Source organism: Nocardia ninae NBRC 108245 (genome assembly GCF_007990755.1).
Taxonomy (GTDB): domain Bacteria; phylum Actinomycetota; class Actinomycetes; order Mycobacteriales; family Mycobacteriaceae; genus Nocardia; species Nocardia ninae.
Genome location: NZ_BJXA01000025.1, coordinates 96,123 through 112,404, shown reverse-complemented (window position 1 = coordinate 112,404; position 16,282 = coordinate 96,123). Strand labels below are relative to the sequence as shown.

Sequence of the window (16,282 nt, the reverse complement as noted above, 5' to 3'; positions counted from 1 at the left end):
CGGTAGGTGTCGCGGCGGCCGCGGCGTTCGCCCGGTTCGTCGCGGGGTCGCCGCCGTCGCGGCCGCGTGCCGGAACCGACGAGGACGACGCCATCGGTGTGCTGCCGGTGCTGCGCGCCGCGCAGGTGCAGGCGGCGTTGATGGCGTTGTCTTCCACGGATCTGATCGTGGTCCGCATGGTCCTCGATGAAGCGGATGCCAGCCGGTACGCACTCGGCACCATCGCCGCGAAGATCGCATTCTGGTTGCCGCAGGCTGTCGGCGTCGTGCTGTACCCGCGGATGGCGCAGCCCACGCATTCGGCTCAGGCGATCAGGTCGGCGCTCGCGGTCTTGTCGGGTATCGGCATCGTGGCGGTGCTCGGCGCCGCGCTCGCCGCACCACTGGCTCCGCTCCTGGCCGGCCAGGACTACGCCCCCATCCAAGGCTTGCTGTGGCTGTTCGCGTTGCACGGCGCCATCCTCGCGGTCCTGCAGGGCGCGATGCTCTCGGCGATCGCCGTGGACCGCACTGCCCTCGCCGCGCTGACCTGGCTCGGCCTGGCCGTCGAAGTGGCACTGATGGTTTCGTTCGCCCGCTCCATCCCGACGCTGATCACCACCGTCGCCTCCGTCGCGGCCGCCACCACCCTCGTGGTCGCCGTGATCGTCCTGCGCACCGCCGATCGGGACAGCAACGTTCGTCGCCACGAACCCGAACCCCGGCTGTAGCAAGCCTTTCAACGAGCTGCGCCGGTCACTGGCCGCTACCGGCGGCCGCCTCGGTGCCCAACTTCGCTATCGGCGGCTGGCGCGGTGCCCTAACTGATCGTCGCTACCGGTGGTGGCACACCGCGCCAACTGATTTCGCGAGCCCGTGGGCAACTCGCCAGTACCAGCTCAGCCGACTCCGGCCGCCACCTTGCTGACACTGTGCCTAGGTCTGGCCTGAATACCTGGGGAGGCGCAACAAAACGGCCCCCGGTCACAAGGACCGGGGGCCGAATCTTCAGCTACATCAAGGTTGTTTCGTGACGTTGATCTGCTCGGTCGGCGGATCGTTGTCCGCGCGACGCGAACCGCCACTGGTCGGTGCCGGTCCACCGCGTCCCTGGCTCAGCGGCCCACCGCCGCGCGCCGGAGCGGGCGTCGAACCGCCGCCACGGACGCCGAGGATGATGCCGACGATCAGTGCGATCACACCGAGCACGCCGAGCACGATCGGCATGATCCGCCCGTACAGCGACAGCTTGTCGATGTTCTCCTTGGCCACCGAGATCTGCGACTCGATGGTGTTCTCGTCGAACACGATGTGCGACTTCAGCGCGGTGACCTCGGGCTTGGAGTCACGGCCGTAGTACAGGTGCAGCTGCTCGCCACCCTTGATCACGGTGCCGGTCTTCGGCTCGACCCACACGTCGCGGGTGTTGGTGTACCAGCGCGACATGGTGACGTCGCCGTCGCCGGGCACGCCCCACTTCGCGGCGGGGAAGGTGAGCCGGTTGGTCGGCGCCTTCACCACGTCGTTCAGGTTGGTCGCCGGGATGGTCTGCTGGAAGTGGTAGACCTGCATGCTGTTGATCTCGGTCTCGCCGACGTAGTTGATGTCGAACGTCTTGCGCGCGTTGAGATCGAAGTACGGGTAGGTCTTCTGCTCGGTCCCGATCGGGAACCGGTACTGCAAACCGGTGTGCTGCACCGGATCCGCGACCGACTTCATCTCCTTGTCCACGTTGACCGCGATGGAGCCGTTCGGCTCCTTGGCGACCGGCTCGCCGGTCTTGCGGTCGATGGTGACCCGGTCGATGCTCGCGGTGAGCAGGCCGGTGTCGCCCTGCTTGTCGATGCGCCGCAGGGTCTGACCCGCCTGCACCGTCATCTCGGTGGCGTCGGAGGGCTCCTCGACGGTGAGGAAGCGCTGCGAGACCAGCGGCACGTTCGTGTCGATCTTCGCGGCACCCTCGGGCGCGCTGAGCGACTTGGAGTCCAGCACCAGGCTTTCCTCGCCCGGCGCGTTGGTCGCGATCGTGGTGATCTCGAGATCGAGAGGAGTCTTCGCCAGTTTGCCGACGGTGTAAGTCGGGATCAGCAGCGCGGCGACAATCAGCAACGCGCCGAGACCCACGAGCAGGCAGGCCACCGTCCTTCTGGTTCCGGCACTCAGTGCCATGCAAACTCTCCTCGTCGTAGAACAGGGTCGTTCCGGCGAGTACGGCGGGCCTCCCGCGGCACTCGTGAGCCCCGACACTAACAGTCCGGTGACGTACCATGCGGCGCCGAGGCCGGAAACGGCCGAGAAATCGCCCGAGTTTAGCGCGAAATGTGAAACGTGGGGTTATCACCTAAGAATTGGCAAGGCAGACTGGAGTCCGATGACCGCATCTCTGTCCACTTCCGCCGTCGCGGTCGCCCCGGCGGCCGAATCGGTACCGGCGCGCGCCTTTCTGCCCGCGCTCGAAGGCATGCGCGGGCTGGCCGCGCTCGGTGTGCTGCTGACGCACGTCGCCTTCCAGACCGGCGCCGCGGGCACCCCGGTGCTCGGGCGGGTGTGGGGCCGGTTCGACATGGCGGTCGCGGTTTTCTTCGCGCTCTCCGGCTTTCTGCTGTGGCGCCCGCACGCCGCCGCGGCCCGCGGGCTGGGCAGTGCGCCGTCGCTCGGCTACTACCTGCGGCATCGCGCCGCGCGCATTCTGCCTGCGTATTGGGTTGTGGTGTGCGCGGTTCTGGTGCTGCTGCCGAGTGCGGCGGGCACGGCGGGGTTGCGTGTCTGGGTGTCGAATCTGGCGTTGCTGCAGGTGTTCGTGCCGCTGACGCTGACCGATGGGCTGACGCAGATGTGGAGCCTCTCGGTCGAGGTGGCCTTCTATCTGGTGCTGCCGTTGCTGGCGTTCGCGGTGATGTGGTTGCGCGGCAGCACCGCTCGCTGGCGGGTGCCGGTACTGCTCGGCCTGGCTGCGGTGTCGTTGAGTTGGAACTTCATTCCGGTGCCGACACCGGACGCCATCCATTCCGACAATTGGCTGCCCGGATATCTGCCCTGGTTCGCGATGGGAATGGTGCTCGCGGAACTTTCTTTTGGTAGCGAACGGCTATCGAAATGGCGCAGGCTGGCCGGAAATCAACCGCTGATGTGGGTCATCGCGCTGATTGCTTTCCTCATCTCCGCCACCGATATCGGCGGGCCCGCCGGACTGACGCACGCCCAGCCGTGGCAGTACGCGGCGAAGATGGCGCTGGGCGCGATCATCGGCTTCGCGCTGCTCGCCCCGCTGGTGCTCGGCGACCCGAGTAGTGGGCATCGGTGGCTGAAATCGCGGGTGGCCGCGACCATCGGGCGCTGGTCCTACGGGATCTTCCTCTGGCATCTCGCGGTGCTGTGGGTGGTGTTCCCGGTGTTCGGGATCCTGCCGTTCAGCGGCGACTTCGGCTACGTCCTCATCCTCACCATCGCGCTGACCCTGCCCGTCGCCGCGGCCAGCTACGCGCTGATCGAGGAACCGGTGCGGCAGTGGGCGCGCAGGCGGGACCGGGCGAAGCCGGCCAAGGAAGTCGAAGAGGAAGACCGCCTCGCGGCCCCGTGATCGCCCGGCGCGCTCAGGTATCCAGCTGCCGGTGCATGTCCAACAGGTGGTGCCGGAGTTCGTGCAGGGTGTGCAGCGCGAGCCAGCGCAGCGAACGTTCCTGCGGCTCGGGGTAGCTGTAGATCAGCGTCCGCTCCCAGTCGTCGCCGCTCAGTCGTTCCAGCACATTGGCGAACAGTTGCGCCGCGTCCCGGAGCTGGCGGCCGACATCCGAGGGCTTCTGATCGAGGTACCCGTCGTGCTCGACGCGCTCGTCCCGGCCCATCGGCGTGGCGTCGGGCGTCGTGCTGCGCCGGGCGGCCAGCGCGCGTTCCCGTTGCACGAGAAGCACATCCCGCATATGGCAGGCGTACTCGAGCGGCGACCAGGTGTCGGGTTCGGGTCGCCGCCGTAACTTCGGCGAGTCGGTGAGGAGCAGGTCCGCGTACTCCACGGCGTGCTCTCTGGCCAACGGCGCGACATCGGTCGCGCGGGTCAGGTCGTAGACGAAACCGCATTCGGCACATTCCCTCACGCGGCGTCACATTATCAACGAGGTCCGTTGCGGCGCAGCCCGAATGACCGAGGCGGCGGCAGTGCAGCGACCCCGACCGCGATCACGGCGAGGACTGCGGGGAGTTGCGCCCACAGCGAGCCGCCCATGTAGCCGCCCGACGCGCGCCATGGGCCGGTCGACAGGGCTGCCGCGGACAGTGCCGTGCCGACTCCTGCGATGACTACGAGCGCCCGTGGTGCAACCTGTGGATAGAACCGGACGGTGGCGAGAATGACTGCGGTGAGGATGGTTCCGACCGGACCGGCGATCAGCGTTGCTGCTGCCGCGAGGCCGACTGCGCCGAGCCAACGAGGGCCCCAGGTTCGTGGGGTGGAATCCGGCACGTGGGCAACAGCATCCGTATTGGGGATGGTTGGGTCGGAGACGGGTGCGGCATCCGTGCCAACGGGTTTCGCGGGACGGGCGCGCCGCGGAATCGCCAGGGCTATCAGCGGCAGGAGCAGCAGGAGTCCACCGAAGATGCCGAGGCGGTACCAGCGGTCGATGGGGAACGATACGGTGACGGGACCGGTGGCGCCGGGCGGTAGCAGCCAGGCTTGCTGCCAGCCGTCGATCACCACGGGCTCGAGGGTCTTCCCGTCGGAAGTTGTTGCCTGCCAGCCGACATTGGTGCTCAGCGGCAGCACGAGCACGTGGTTGCCGGGCGACTGTGCGGCCGGTGCGGCGAGCCCGGTGCGTTCGAGGCGGAGCCGGTCGACGAAGAACAGGTCGGTCGGCCCGACGGTGACGTCGGCGCGACCCTGTGAAAGGCCGAGCGCACCGGAATCTGGCTGCGGCGAAGCGTCATCCGCGCAGACACGTGCGGGAACCGGAGCGCCGGAGCGCAGTTCAGCCGCGGTCGCGGTGATGGTGGTGCGCCGCAGTTGTCCGTCGATGTTGATGGTCGGGCCGATTTCGCACGGGACGGTGATCTCCCGGTCGAGTGCTGCGGGCGCGGGGTAGTCCGGACCGAGCACCGACACCTCGGCCAGTCCCGCAGGCTGCGCTAGTACGAAACCCATTGCCGTTCTGTCCAGGACGGGCTGCCAGTCCCGGATGCTCAGCTCGATGCGATCGGTCACGGTGGGGTGCAACGAGATTCGGGTCGGCGTGCCTGCGGTGCTCTTGTCCAGCTCACGCACCTGCGGACCGTCGCCGAGATTGACCACCACCGAGGTGGGTGCGGCAGGCAGGCCGCCGAGCGACGGGGTCAGCTCTAGTCCGGTCACCAGCGTCGGGGCGGGCAGTTCGATCGTCAGGGTGGGTTTGGCACCGGTCAGCACCCGCACCGAGTCCTCGGGGGCGGTCCAACTGGTGCGCGGATCGCCGTCGGTCGCGGCGAACGCGGCGCCGCGCAGGTCCCCGACGTCGGCCTTACTCCTGGCGACCGGGCGGTCGTGGTCGGTGAGCAGCGCCTCCAGCGCGGGGCCCTGCCGGGTCCGGACGGTCAGCTCCGGCGAGACGGACATGGGTTCGGGCACCGACAGCGTGCGCTGGAAGTTGCCTGGTTCCTCGGGCGCCAACGCGAGACCCTTGCTGCAGCGCACGCGGTCCGGCGAATCGAAACAGGCACTGCGCCCGGGGAATTCCTGCCCGAGATCCCAAGCCTCAATCTGCGCGCCCGCCGGGGTCGGCGGCAGTACGGTCCGGTGCCGGATATCGACGGGGACCGGTTGGTCACGGACGGAGTAGTCGTCGAGCGCGATCTCGCTGATGCCGAACTGCCCACCGCGCTTGCCGTTTTCGGTGCGGATGGCAGTGATGGTGATCCACTGCGTCTTGCCCGCGGGCAGCGAAACCGACACCGGCGTACCGGGTTCGGGAATACGGGTACCCACGGTGCCGTTGGCGGTGCGCACCTCGACCCACTTCACCGGGTCACCGATGGCGGCCGCACTGGTGCTGAAGCTCAGTTGACCGACCCGGATCGGTTGGTCCAGATCGAGCCGAAGCCATTGTCCGAGCGCGTGTTCGGAACCGTTGCTGATCCACGCCGTGGCCGGATCACCGTCGACGACGGCTGCGGTGGAGCTGCCCGGTGCGGCACCGCCCAATTGGGTGGCGTCGGCGGCCGAGCTCGACGCGGTGACGGTCGCGCCCGTCCATTCCCCGCGCACCAGGTCGGCGCCGGGCACCGGGTAGTCGGGCACCAGATTGTGGGTGCGGCGGGCGTCGTCGGGCGCGCGGAGTGCGGAATTGTGGTTGTCGACGCGACCGAAGTCGGATTCCCGGTCCATCGGGGTGTCGGTGACGGTCAACGGTCCGATCGGCAGTCCGGCGCGCCTCGCGTCGGCGGCCAGCATGGCGGGCGTCTCGGTGCTGCCCGGGTCGCGGTGCAGTCGTTCGAGCACTTCGGGCCCACCCTGCACTACGGGTAACGCGTCGAGCGGCACCGTGTACGCGCCGGGGAACGACGGCGGCGCACCGGTTCCGCTGCGCACATCGGCCGGTGTGCCCGGCCTAGGCGTCTGCACCCGGTAGATCTCGACCGCCGGGTAGGCGGGCCGCAGATCGCCGTCCGCGACGAGATCCTCGGCGATGACCGCGGATTCGATCGGCGCACCGAACTCCGCGACTTTCGCCAGGCCGGGGGAACCGTCGATCGCCCGGTGTGCCAGCATCGGCCGGGTCGAGCGCGATGTCTCGGCATCGAGATCGTTGCGCAACACCAGGATTCCGATGCCCTGCCCGGCCAGGGTCGCCGCGAGTCCGTTCGACGGTCTGCCGTCGGCGATGAGCCGCTGCACCGAGTCCATCGCGCGGATGGTGCCCGGCGGGTTCAGCGGTACGGCGTCGCGGACCGCCCACGGCGTGCTCGCCAACGCCTGCAACGGTTCGTCGCGCGTCAGTCCCCAAACCTGACTACCGAAGGGTGCACCGGGCACTACCAGTGCCCTGGTGTCGGAAGCGTTGTCTTGCAACCAGTCCGCCGTCTGCTGCCAATATGCGGGCACCTTGTCGTAGGCGCCGCGCGGGGCCAGCTTGCCGGTCCAGGCCAGCGAGGTGGACAGGGCAAGGGCGGTGAGGATCAGCGCGGCCACCGCGACGGCACGATCCCGCTCCGGATGCGTGAACGCGCTGCGCCACACCGGCATCGGCACCGAGGCGGGCAGCGGCACCCGCGCCAGCAGCTGGGCGAGGCCGAGCACCAACGGGATTCGGATCAGCGGCTCCAGCTTGTGCACGTTGCGCAGCGGCGCCCCACCGGAATCCAGGAACAGCCGCACCGATTCCGCGAACGGCCCGCCCAGCTCACCGACGTAGCCTGCGCAGATGCCGACCAGCCCGACGCACAGGATCAGCGTCAGCCGACCGCGGTACGGCATGGACCGCATCGCCAGTCCGGCCATGCCCGCCGCCGCCAGCAGCCCGGTGGCGAGCACCGCGGCAGGCTGGGTGACCAGCACCGCGCCCGCGATGCGCTCGGGCGAGACGAACGGCGTCCAACTGTCCGTGCCGCGCAGCACCTCGGCGAGCGAGGCCCATTGCGTTGTCACACCGGAGGATTCGATGTAGTCCAGGAACGGTGGGCTCACCTTGCCGAGCAACAGCAGCGGCACCGCCCACCAGAACGTGGCGAGCACGAGCAGCGGCACCCAGGCCCTGGTGAAGCGCCACCACTGCTTGTTCGGCCGATACGACGCCCACCACAGCAGCGCGGGCAGGAACGCCGCGACTGTGGCGACCGCATTGACCGATCCCATCAGCGCGAGTGCCAGCGCGCTACCGGCCGCCGATTCGGCACCACCGCGCCGCCCGCGGTCCGTCGGCCGATCGGCGCCGACGCCGGTCTCGGCCCGCGCATGGCCATCACCTGGCGATGAACCGGAATCGGGCGCGGATGCCCCACCAATCGCGCCCGAGGCCTGCCGCGCACCACCTGGATCGACCGTGCGTCGTCGATTCCGATAGCGGATGCCCAGCGCCGCCGGCGCCAGCAACACCCACGGTGCCAGCATCATCGGCAGCGTCTCCGACGAGATGGAGCCGAGCGTGGTGAGCACCCGTGGGGACAGCGCGAACGCGGTCGCGGCGATGATGCGGGAGCCGCGGGTGCCGATGCCGAGGGTCTCGCAGAGCCGGATGATGCCCCAGAAACCGGCGATCAGCAGCAGCGCCCACCAGATGCGCTGGGTGGCCCAGGCGGGCAGGCCGAGCACATGGCCGAGCGAGAAGAACGCGCCGTGCGGGAAGAAGTAGCCGTAAGCCTGGTTCTGCACCTGGCCCATCGGGGCCTGGCTGCTCCACAGGTGGCTGGCGCGTTCGAGGAAACCCAGCGGGTTCTGCGCCAGGTCGTATTTGGTGTCGGCGACCGTGCGTCCCGGCGCCTGCAGGAAGGTCAGCAGGAACGCCGCGAGCACCGTCCCGGCGAACCAGCGTCTACCGAGCGGCGCGGTGTTGTGCCGCCGCGCCGCCGGTCCGAGCGAGTCGGTGGGTGAAGCGGGGGTCAGCGGCTCAGCGACTGCCGTACTCGACGTTGTTCAGCAACGAGGAGTCCTTGTCACCGGAGCGATCGATGTCGGGACGCGAGTTCTGCTGCACCGCCACCGTGACGAGGAGCACCGCGATCACGCCGAGTACGGCGCCGCCGACAGCACTCGCAACACCAGGAACAGCAAACTTCATTGCGGCACTCCAATACATCGATGCAGGCACATTCCCGGTCAACCTAGCAGCCCGCAACCGTATCCGGTGCGTTCAGCCCGCCGATTGTCGGTCGGCAGTCCGGTTGAGGCGGCGATCACCGGGGATTCCGGGTGCTATCAACGGCCCGGTCGAGCGCGCCGGATCAGTGTGCGGGGATGGCGCAGTGCAGCCCGCCGAGCAGCGTGCGGAGTTTGGCCGTGGTTTCGTCGAGTTCGGCTTTCGGGTCCGAGGCCGCGACGATGCCGCCACCCGCGTAGGCGTGCACGGTGCGTCCGTCGGCCGACAGTTCCGCGCAGCGGATGGCGACCACCCACGAGCCGTCACCGCGCGCGTCGCACCAGCCGACCGCGCCACCGTAGAAACCGCGGTCCTCCTCCAGATCGGCGATCGTGTCGAGCGCGAGGTCGGTCGGGGTGCCGCAGACGGCGGGCGTGGGATGCAGCAGCAGCGCCAGCTCGAGCGCGGTGGTCGCTGGGTCGCGCAGCCGCCCGGTGATGGGGGTGGCGAGGTGCCAGACCTCGGGCGTGCTGATCAGTTCCGGACCGTCGGGGATGGACAGTTCGGCGCAGACCGGGCCGAGTTTCTCCCGGATCCATGCGATGACGAAGGCATGCTCGGCGCGATTCTTGGTGCTGGACAGCAGCTCTCGCGCCTGGACGGCATCGGCACCAGGGTCGGCGAGCCGTGGCATCGTGCCGGCCAACGGGCGCAGCGTGACGGTTTCGCCGTGCCGGGCGATCAATACCTCGGGCGTGGCGCCGACCAGCGTCACACCCGCCCGCCCGGCGGGGGACAGGTCGACGGCGAACACATTGGCGTGTGGATGCCTGGTCAGCAAGTGAGCGGCGACTAGTTCAGGGTCCAATGCGCCGGCCGCCTCGGCCATGACCGACCGGGCGGCGACCACCTTGCGCAGTGGTTGTACCGGATCGTTCAGCTGCTCAACGAGTTTCGTCACGCGCGCGATATGCTCAGCGGCGCTGGGGATTTCGGTCACGAACTGGACGGCGGGTAGGTCGGGAAGGGCAGCGGGCCGCCACGGCCCCGCGGTGTGCCGCACGTGTTCAGGCACCGTGAGCGCGGCCGGCCTGCGCGGATCGAACGGCAACGCACCGACGATCAGTTCGGCCGCGCCGTCGCGCAGCGCGGCGATCGCGGGCTCGGCCTCGTCGAAGGCGACCCGGCTCCCGGACGTCCGGACCACCCCATCCGGCTGAGCAAGCAGGAATCCATCCATAGTCCCTCGACCCTAACCCCGCCCCCCACCCCCGAAACCCGCTCCGTGAGCGCCCTCACGAAGCGACCTCGGACGCGCTCCGCGGCTGTGTCTTCGCTTCGCTCGCCGACCTCGAAGCAGCAACGCTCGGTTGCACCCGCACCTACCCGGTTTTGGCGGCGGGCTCCTTGCCTGGCGGGACCATCAGGACCGGGCGGTGACAATGCTTGAGGACCGCGTCGGCGACGCTGCTGTGCATCAGTGCGCGAATGCCGGTGGCGCCCCGGGTGCCCGCGACGATGATGTCGACGTCCAGGTCGTCGGCGCATTCGACGATGGCATTCCAGATGGTCGTCGTGCATTCGGCGGTGCGCGCCTCGGCGTTGAGCCCGGCGAGTTTGGCCAGCCGGACACCCTCGGTGTTGATGGTGCGGGCGTCGACGTAGGCGACGTCCTCGATCTCGTCGTCGGGCACCCATTCCGGCTGCATCACCCCGGACAACCCGGACAGGCGGGCGGCTTGGCGCACCATCGGCTCCCACGCGGTAAGCACGATCGCTCTGTTCGCACTGAGGAACCGCCCGGCGTATTCGATGGCCCGCTTGGCGTTCTCGGACCCATCGTAGGCAATGAGCATCAGATCGCAGGGCACGATGACCTCCTGGTGGGAGACTCACGGCTATTGAACAAGGCTACCCTGGCCGAGCCCGGCCTACTTGCTGGCGCGCGGGATCAGTACGGTTTACTTCCATGCGGAAGACGCCCCTGCTCGTGCTCGCCGTGCTGGCCGCCGTCGCGACCGCCTGCTCGTCCGGCGGTGGCGCCGACCCGACGCCGTCGCAAGCGGCGGCGCCCGAGTCGACGTCCGAATCGTCCACGCAGGCAACAACATCCGCGAAGCCGGATTGTACGGCCGGCTATCTCGGTCAGTTCACGCTGCGGCAGAAGCTGGCGCAGCTGTTGACCGTCGGCGTCACCGGCGCCGACGACGCCGCGAATGTGGTGGGCACCGAACAGGTCGGCGGGATCTTCGTCGGCGGCTGGACCGACCTCACGCTGCTGAGCGACGGCAGGCTCGAACAGATCAAGCAGTCCGCCAAGGTGCCGCTCATGGTGACCATCGACGAAGAAGGCGGCCGCGTCTCCCGGGTGAAGAACCTGATCGGCGCCGCGCCCTCGGCCAGGGCCACCGTCGACGCGATGACCGCCGAACAGTTCCACGACGCCACCCTGACCAGGGGCCGCGCGCTGAAGGACCTCGGTGTGACGGTGAACTTCGCCCCCGATGTCGATGTGAGCGCCCAGCCCGCCGATTCCGTCATCGGCGACCGCTCGTTCTCCGACGATCCCGCCGTGGTCACCCGCTACGCCGACGCCTATATCCGCGCCATGCGTGAGGTCGGCGTGGGCACCGTGCTCAAGCACTTCCCCGGCCACGGGTCCGGCTCGGGCGATTCGCACCGCGGCGCGGTCCGCACGCCGCCGCTGGAGAGCATGCAGACCGTCGATCTCGTCCCGTTCCGCGCGCTGATCGGTTCCGGCGCGGGCGTGATGGTCGGTCACCTCGACGTCCCCGGCCTCACCACCCCTGACGTGCCCGCGAGCATCAGCCCGCAGGTGATGACGCTGCTGCGGGAGGGTCGCGGTTACGGCGCCGCCCCGTTCCAGGGGCCGATCTTCACCGATGACCTGGGCGGCATGGCCGCGATCACCAACCGGCTGTCCATCGCGGACGCGGTGGAGGCCGCGCTGGTCGCCGGCGCGGACAACGCGCTCTGGATCACCACCGACGCGGTGCCCAGCGTGCTCGATCAGCTCGAGCAGGCGGTGGCCACGGGCCGCTTGCCCGCCGCGCAGGTGGACGCGTCGGTGCTGCGGATGGCGGCGTTCAAGGGAGCGCTGCCGCGCTGCTGAGGCACTGTTCCCGCGACTGATGAGCAAATGCGACCCGCGGAACTTACCTTGGAGTAATATATGAACTTCACCGTGCGGTAGGAGAGTGGATGGCGGGCGGAACGAAGCGACTTCCTCGAGCGGTTCGTGAGCAGCAGATGCTCGATGCCGCGGTCGAGGTGTTCTCGCGGAAAGGCTTCCACGATACGTCGATGGATGCCATCGCCGCCGAGGCCAAGATATCGAAGCCGATGCTGTACCTGTACTACGGCTCCAAGGACGAACTGTTCCGCGCCTGCATCCAGCGCGAGGGTCTGCGCTTCATCGAATCGGTGGTGCCCGCAGGAAACCCCCAGCTGACCCCGCACGAGCAGGTGCGGGTCGCGCTGGAGGGCTTCCTCGGCTTCGTGGACCGCAACCGGCGCTCCTGGCAGGTGCTCTATCGGCAGGCGATCGGTCAGCAGGCGTTCGCCTCGGAGATCGAGAACGCTCGCGAGCGCGTCATCGAATTGACCGCCAAGCTGCTGGAATCCAGCGCCAAACACCCCGAGCCCGGCACCAACTTCGACATCGTCGCGGCCGCCGTGATCGGCGCGGGCGAGGCCATCGCGGACCGGGTGGCCAGCGGCCGGATCGAGGTGGCCGAGGCGGTCGACCTGCTCGACGATCTCGCGTGGCGCGGTCTGGCCGGGCGCAAAAAGGCGGAGTAACTCCGGCTCGCCACTGTGGAGGAAGTGGCGGGTACCGGTTGCCGTGCCGTTAACGGCCTGCCAGAGTGCGGTGATCAACAAGTACAGACCGGCTCTGCGCGGAACGGGCCGGGGAGAACGGGGCGGAATTATTCGGGTTGCTCAGGCCGTGTGCGCACGGCGCGGCTAAGTACGGCATCGATGCGGCCGAGTGGCGCACACATATGTGCGGACTGTGTCTGGGGTTACGGGACGAGCACGGGCAATTGGCCCGTGCCACAACAAATGTCGATGCGATTGTGCTGAGCATGCTCACCGAGGCGCAGTCCGCCGGCGCGGTCGAGCGCACCACGGCGGGGCGGTGTGCCCTGCGCGGCATGCAACGCGCGTCGGTCGCGGCCGCGAATTCGCCGGGCGTGCGACTGGCCACGACGGCGTCACTGCTGCTGGCGTCGGCCAAGGTCCGCGACCACGTGGACGACGGCGACGCGTCCGCCCTGGCCCGCACGCCGATGGCGAAGGCGGCGAGTCGCTGGGCCGGACAGGCGCGGCTGAGCGCTGAGCGCATCGGGTTGGATGTCGAACCCCTCGTCGCCGCGTTGAGCGCACAGACGGGATTGGAGCAGGCGGCGACCGCCGGTGGGACGGATTCGTTGGCGCGACTGACCGAGCCGACCCAGCTCTGCGCGTCCGAGTTCTTCGCGCACACAGCGGTTTTGGCGGAGCGCCCGGCCAACGTCGACGCATTGCGCGCCGCCGGTTGGCAATTCGGGCGAATCGCGCACCTGGCCGATGCCGTGCAGGACTACGAGCAGGACCTGGCCCGCGGCCGGTTCAATCCGCTCGCCGCCACCGGAACGTCCATGCCGCAGGCGTACGACCTACTGCGGGAATCGGATTCACGGCTGCGCGAAGCAGTAGCGGAAGCCGAGCTGGACACCATCCCCACGGTGCGCTGGATGCTGCTCGACCCACTGGCCGGTGTGCTGCGCCGACTCGGCCGAGGAATCGGCACGGTAGCCGGCCACAGCTGCGGGATCTCGCACGACAGCACCGACGTGCAGCTGAGCGCGCGGCGCACCCGGCATCGTCGTCCGGGTATCGGCGAGTCGCTGGCCCTCATCCTCGGCGGGTACTGCACCGGGTACGCCTGCTGTGCCGAGCACACCCAGCCGTGCACCGGCGAACGCAAGGACGCTTGGCTCAAGGACTGCAACGGCGATTGCGGCGACTGCTGTCATTGCGATTGCTGCGGCTGCGACTGCTGACGACCTCGCGTCGCGAGGTCATTGAACGAGCGGAGCCGCACCTCCCGTGAAAGAGGCGCGGCTCCACTGTTTCTCGAATCTCAGCGCAGCGTCGCGGTGAGGTGCGGGAACCCCTTCTTCGGGTTCAGCACGGCCAGATCCCAGCCGCCCGCCACCTGATCCGCATACACGTTCACCGTCGACGGCAGGAAGATCGGCTTGCCGAACTTCACCGAGTAGGTGGTCTTGCCCGGTACCCGGCCCTCGATCGTGCCGAGCAGGTGCGCGGCCGACCACATGCCGTGCGCGATCGGCTTCGGGAACCCGAAAGCCTTGGCGCCCAACGCCGAGGTGTGGATCGGGTTGTGATCACCCGAGGCCGCGGCGTACTGGTTGATCGTCTTCTGATCGACCCGCCAGGTGCGCAGCGGCGGCGGCGGCACCTCTTCCGGCTTGGGCTCCGGCTTCGGCCCGCCCGAGAGCGAGGTGCGCTGCTGGTGCAGGAAGGTGGTGACCTGCCGCCACACCAGCTCGCGGCCGACGCTGATCTCGGTGACCGCGTCCACCAGCAGCCCCTTCGGGTGCTCCCGCAGATTCTCGATGTGCGCCTTGATATCCAGCGGTTCGCTCACCGAGATGTCGCGGGTCCGCTCGATCACGTTCTCCGCGTGCACCGCACCGACCGCGACGAACGGAAAGTCGCGCTGCACAACGAGTTGCATCACGATCGGGAAGGTGAGGATGAACGGGTAGGTCAGCGGCAGCGCATCGCCGAACCGCAGCCCGGTGGCCCGGCAGTACGCGGCCAGATGATCCGGATCGACCTGCAGGCCGTCGAGCTTGCTCGCCCGATCCGGCAGCGTCGACTTCCGCGCCGAAACCAGCGGCAGCGGAACCGCTCCCAGCGCGGCCTTCAGATACAGCGGGCCGTTCTTGGGGGTTTCGGTGAGCGAGATCAGTTCGGTCATCATGCTCCGATCAGGCTCTGACCACAGACGCGAACCACGTTGCCGGTCACCGCGTTCGACGCCGGGCTGGCGAAGTAGGCGATGGTCTCGGCGACGTCGACGGTCTGCCCGCCTTGCAGCAGCGAGCTCATCAGCCTGCCCGCCTCGCGGGTGGTCAGCGGGATGGCGGCGGTCATCGCGGTCTCGATGAAGCCGGGCGCCACCGCGTTGATGGTGATGCCCTTCTCCGCCAGCTTCGGCGCCTCGGCGTCGACCATGCCGATGACACCGGCCTTGGAGGTGCCGTAGTTGGTCTGGCCACGGTTGCCCGCGATGCCCGCGATGGAGGACACGTCGATCACCCGGCCGCCCTCCTTCAGCGCGCCACGGGCGACCAGGCCCTCGGTGATCCGGTGCGGCGCCGCGAGATTGACGTTGAGCACCGAGTTCCACCGGCCGTCGTCCATGTTGGCGAGCAGCTTGTCCCTGGTGATGCCCGCGTTGTGCACCACGATGTCGATGCCGCCGAAGCGCTCGGTGGCGAACTCGGCCAGCTTCTCCGCGGCGTCGGGCGCGGTCACGTCCAGCGCCAGCGCGGTGCCACCGACCTTGTTCGCGGTCTGCGACAGCGCCTCACCGGCGGCCGGGATGTCCGCGACGATCACCGTCGCGCCGTCGCGGGCGAACACCTCGGCGATGGTTGCGCCGATGCCCCGCGCGGCGCCGGTGACCACGGCGACCTTGCCCTCGAGCGGGCGGTCCCAGCTGGTCGGCGGGGTGGCGTCGTCCTTGCCGACCCGGATGACCTGGCCGTCGACGAACGCCGACTTGGCCGAGAGCAGGAAGCGCAGCGTCGACTCCAGGCCGGACGCGCCAGCGGCGGCCTCCGGGTGCAGGTACACCAGCTGGGCGGTGGCGCCGCGCAGCAGCTCCTTGGCCACCGAGCGGGTGAAGCCTTCGAGGGCGCGCTGCGCGATCTGCTCGTCCACGCTCGACGTCAGCTCGGGGGTGGTGCCGATGACGACGATGCGCCCGGACGCGGCGATGGTGCGCATGGCGGGCTGGAAGAATTCGTAGAGCTGGGACAGGTCTTCGATGGAACCAATGCCGGTCGCGTCGAACACCAGCGCGCCGAGCTTGGTTCCCGCGCTGGGCGCGTCGACGAAGGTGTAGTCCGACAGCAGGGCGCGCACCGGCTCAGCGACTCGGCCCTTACCGCCGAGCAGCACGGGGCCGGGCAGGGCGGGCTCGCCCTGCTTGTAGCGGCGCAGATTCTCCGGCTGCGGCAGTCCCAGCTTGCTCGCCAGGAACTGACCGGGGGCCGAGTGGACGAACGATCCGTAGAGGTTGGGAGCACCCTTACTCTTGCTGGCTGCCACTGTTCCTACCTTTTCTGTGTTGACAGGCGGCGTGCACGGTCCCTGGCGAGGTTACGCAAGCTACCCCGCCACCGACTCTCGCTCACGCCGCGATGTTCAGTTCTCGGGTCTGGTGGTACCCGGCAGTGGACCGCTGGCACACATTTGCGGGGTACGGTGTCGACAACAAA

12 protein-coding genes and 1 pseudogene are annotated in these 16,282 nt (G+C 68.9%); 5 read left to right on the top strand and 8 right to left on the bottom strand.

Going from position 1 to position 16,282, the window contains the following annotated elements; translation table 11 throughout:
- Window positions 1–710 (top strand): annotated as a pseudogene (locus NN4_RS20065) (polysaccharide biosynthesis protein); the annotation flags it as partial.
- A gap of 286 nt (window positions 711–996) precedes the next feature.
- Here NN4_RS20065 and pgfA read toward each other — a convergent pair.
- The gene (gene pgfA / locus NN4_RS20060) at window positions 997–2,148 is read right to left on the bottom strand and encodes a cell envelope lipid trafficking protein PgfA (RefSeq protein ID WP_147133431.1); all 1,152 of its coding nucleotides are present in this window, start codon (window positions 2,146–2,148) and stop codon (window positions 997–999) included.
- Window positions 2,149–2,350: 202 nt separating this feature from the next.
- Between pgfA and NN4_RS20055 the strand changes: the two genes are divergently transcribed.
- Entirely contained in the window at window positions 2,351–3,559 is a 1,209-nt protein-coding gene (locus tag NN4_RS20055) for an acyltransferase family protein (RefSeq protein ID WP_147133428.1), read from the top strand.
- A gap of 13 nt (window positions 3,560–3,572) precedes the next feature.
- Here the strand turns inward: NN4_RS20055 and NN4_RS20050 are convergent, their stop codons facing one another.
- The 5 genes from NN4_RS20050 to NN4_RS20030 form a co-directional block, all read right to left on the bottom strand.
- The gene (locus NN4_RS20050) at window positions 3,573–3,992 is read right to left on the bottom strand and encodes a DinB family protein (protein ID WP_370465416.1); all 420 of its coding nucleotides are present in this window, start codon (window positions 3,990–3,992) and stop codon (window positions 3,573–3,575) included.
- A 95-nt stretch (window positions 3,993–4,087) separates the two neighbouring features.
- Window positions 4,088–8,545, bottom strand: a complete 4,458-nt coding sequence (locus tag NN4_RS20045) for an alpha-(1->3)-arabinofuranosyltransferase (protein WP_147133425.1) — start codon at window positions 8,543–8,545, stop codon at window positions 4,088–4,090.
- 4 nt (window positions 8,546–8,549) lie between these two features.
- Window positions 8,550–8,720, bottom strand: a complete 171-nt coding sequence (locus tag NN4_RS20040) for a DUF2613 domain-containing protein (RefSeq protein WP_083894819.1) — start codon at window positions 8,718–8,720, stop codon at window positions 8,550–8,552.
- 163 nt (window positions 8,721–8,883) lie between these two features.
- A complete protein-coding gene (locus tag NN4_RS20035; RefSeq protein WP_147133422.1) occupies window positions 8,884–9,978 on the bottom strand; it encodes an isochorismate synthase in 1,095 nt (364 codons plus the stop codon).
- Between the two features lie 142 nt (window positions 9,979–10,120).
- Window positions 10,121–10,609, bottom strand: a complete 489-nt coding sequence (locus NN4_RS20030) for a universal stress protein (RefSeq protein WP_107653285.1) — start codon at window positions 10,607–10,609, stop codon at window positions 10,121–10,123.
- A gap of 98 nt (window positions 10,610–10,707) precedes the next feature.
- Between NN4_RS20030 and NN4_RS20025 the strand changes: the two genes are divergently transcribed.
- From NN4_RS20025 to NN4_RS20015, 3 genes are all read left to right on the top strand, one after another.
- Complete coding sequence (locus tag NN4_RS20025) at window positions 10,708–11,871, top strand: glycoside hydrolase family 3 N-terminal domain-containing protein (RefSeq protein ID WP_147133419.1); 1,164 nt, start codon at window positions 10,708–10,710, stop codon at window positions 11,869–11,871.
- Window positions 11,872–11,960: 89 nt separating this feature from the next.
- A complete protein-coding gene (locus NN4_RS20020) occupies window positions 11,961–12,560 on the top strand; it encodes a TetR/AcrR family transcriptional regulator (protein WP_107653283.1) in 600 nt (199 codons plus the stop codon).
- A 137-nt stretch (window positions 12,561–12,697) separates the two neighbouring features.
- Complete coding sequence (locus tag NN4_RS20015) at window positions 12,698–13,807, top strand: DUF5685 family protein (protein ID WP_147133416.1); 1,110 nt, start codon at window positions 12,698–12,700, stop codon at window positions 13,805–13,807.
- Between the two features lie 80 nt (window positions 13,808–13,887).
- Here the strand turns inward: NN4_RS20015 and NN4_RS20010 are convergent, their stop codons facing one another.
- Both NN4_RS20010 and NN4_RS20005 read right to left on the bottom strand, forming a co-directional pair.
- Window positions 13,888–14,757, bottom strand: coding sequence for a MaoC family dehydratase (locus tag NN4_RS20010; protein ID WP_147133413.1), 870 nt, complete (start codon window positions 14,755–14,757; stop codon window positions 13,888–13,890).
- A complete protein-coding gene (locus tag NN4_RS20005) occupies window positions 14,754–16,112 on the bottom strand; it encodes a 3-oxoacyl-ACP reductase (protein WP_147133410.1) in 1,359 nt (452 codons plus the stop codon). Before NN4_RS20005 ends, NN4_RS20010 begins: the two co-directional genes overlap by 4 nt.
- Window positions 16,113–16,282: the final 170 nt, after the last annotated feature.

Bases quoted from the DNA above. Each gene is read 5' to 3' on its own strand.
- pgfA (WP_147133431.1), bottom strand. From the start codon at position 2,148: ATGGCACTGAGTGCCGGAACCAGAAGGACGGTGGCCTGCCTGCTCGTG.
- NN4_RS20055 (WP_147133428.1), top strand. From the start codon at position 2,351: ATGACCGCATCTCTGTCCACTTCCGCCGTCGCGGTCGCCCCGGCGGCC.
- NN4_RS20040 (WP_083894819.1), bottom strand. From the start codon at position 8,720: ATGAAGTTTGCTGTTCCTGGTGTTGCGAGTGCTGTCGGCGGCGCCGTA.
- NN4_RS20035 (WP_147133422.1), bottom strand. From the start codon at position 9,978: ATGGATGGATTCCTGCTTGCTCAGCCGGATGGGGTGGTCCGGACGTCC.
- NN4_RS20025 (WP_147133419.1), top strand. From the start codon at position 10,708: ATGCGGAAGACGCCCCTGCTCGTGCTCGCCGTGCTGGCCGCCGTCGCG.
- NN4_RS20020 (WP_107653283.1), top strand. From the start codon at position 11,961: ATGGCGGGCGGAACGAAGCGACTTCCTCGAGCGGTTCGTGAGCAGCAG.
- NN4_RS20010 (WP_147133413.1), bottom strand. From the start codon at position 14,757: ATGATGACCGAACTGATCTCGCTCACCGAAACCCCCAAGAACGGCCCG.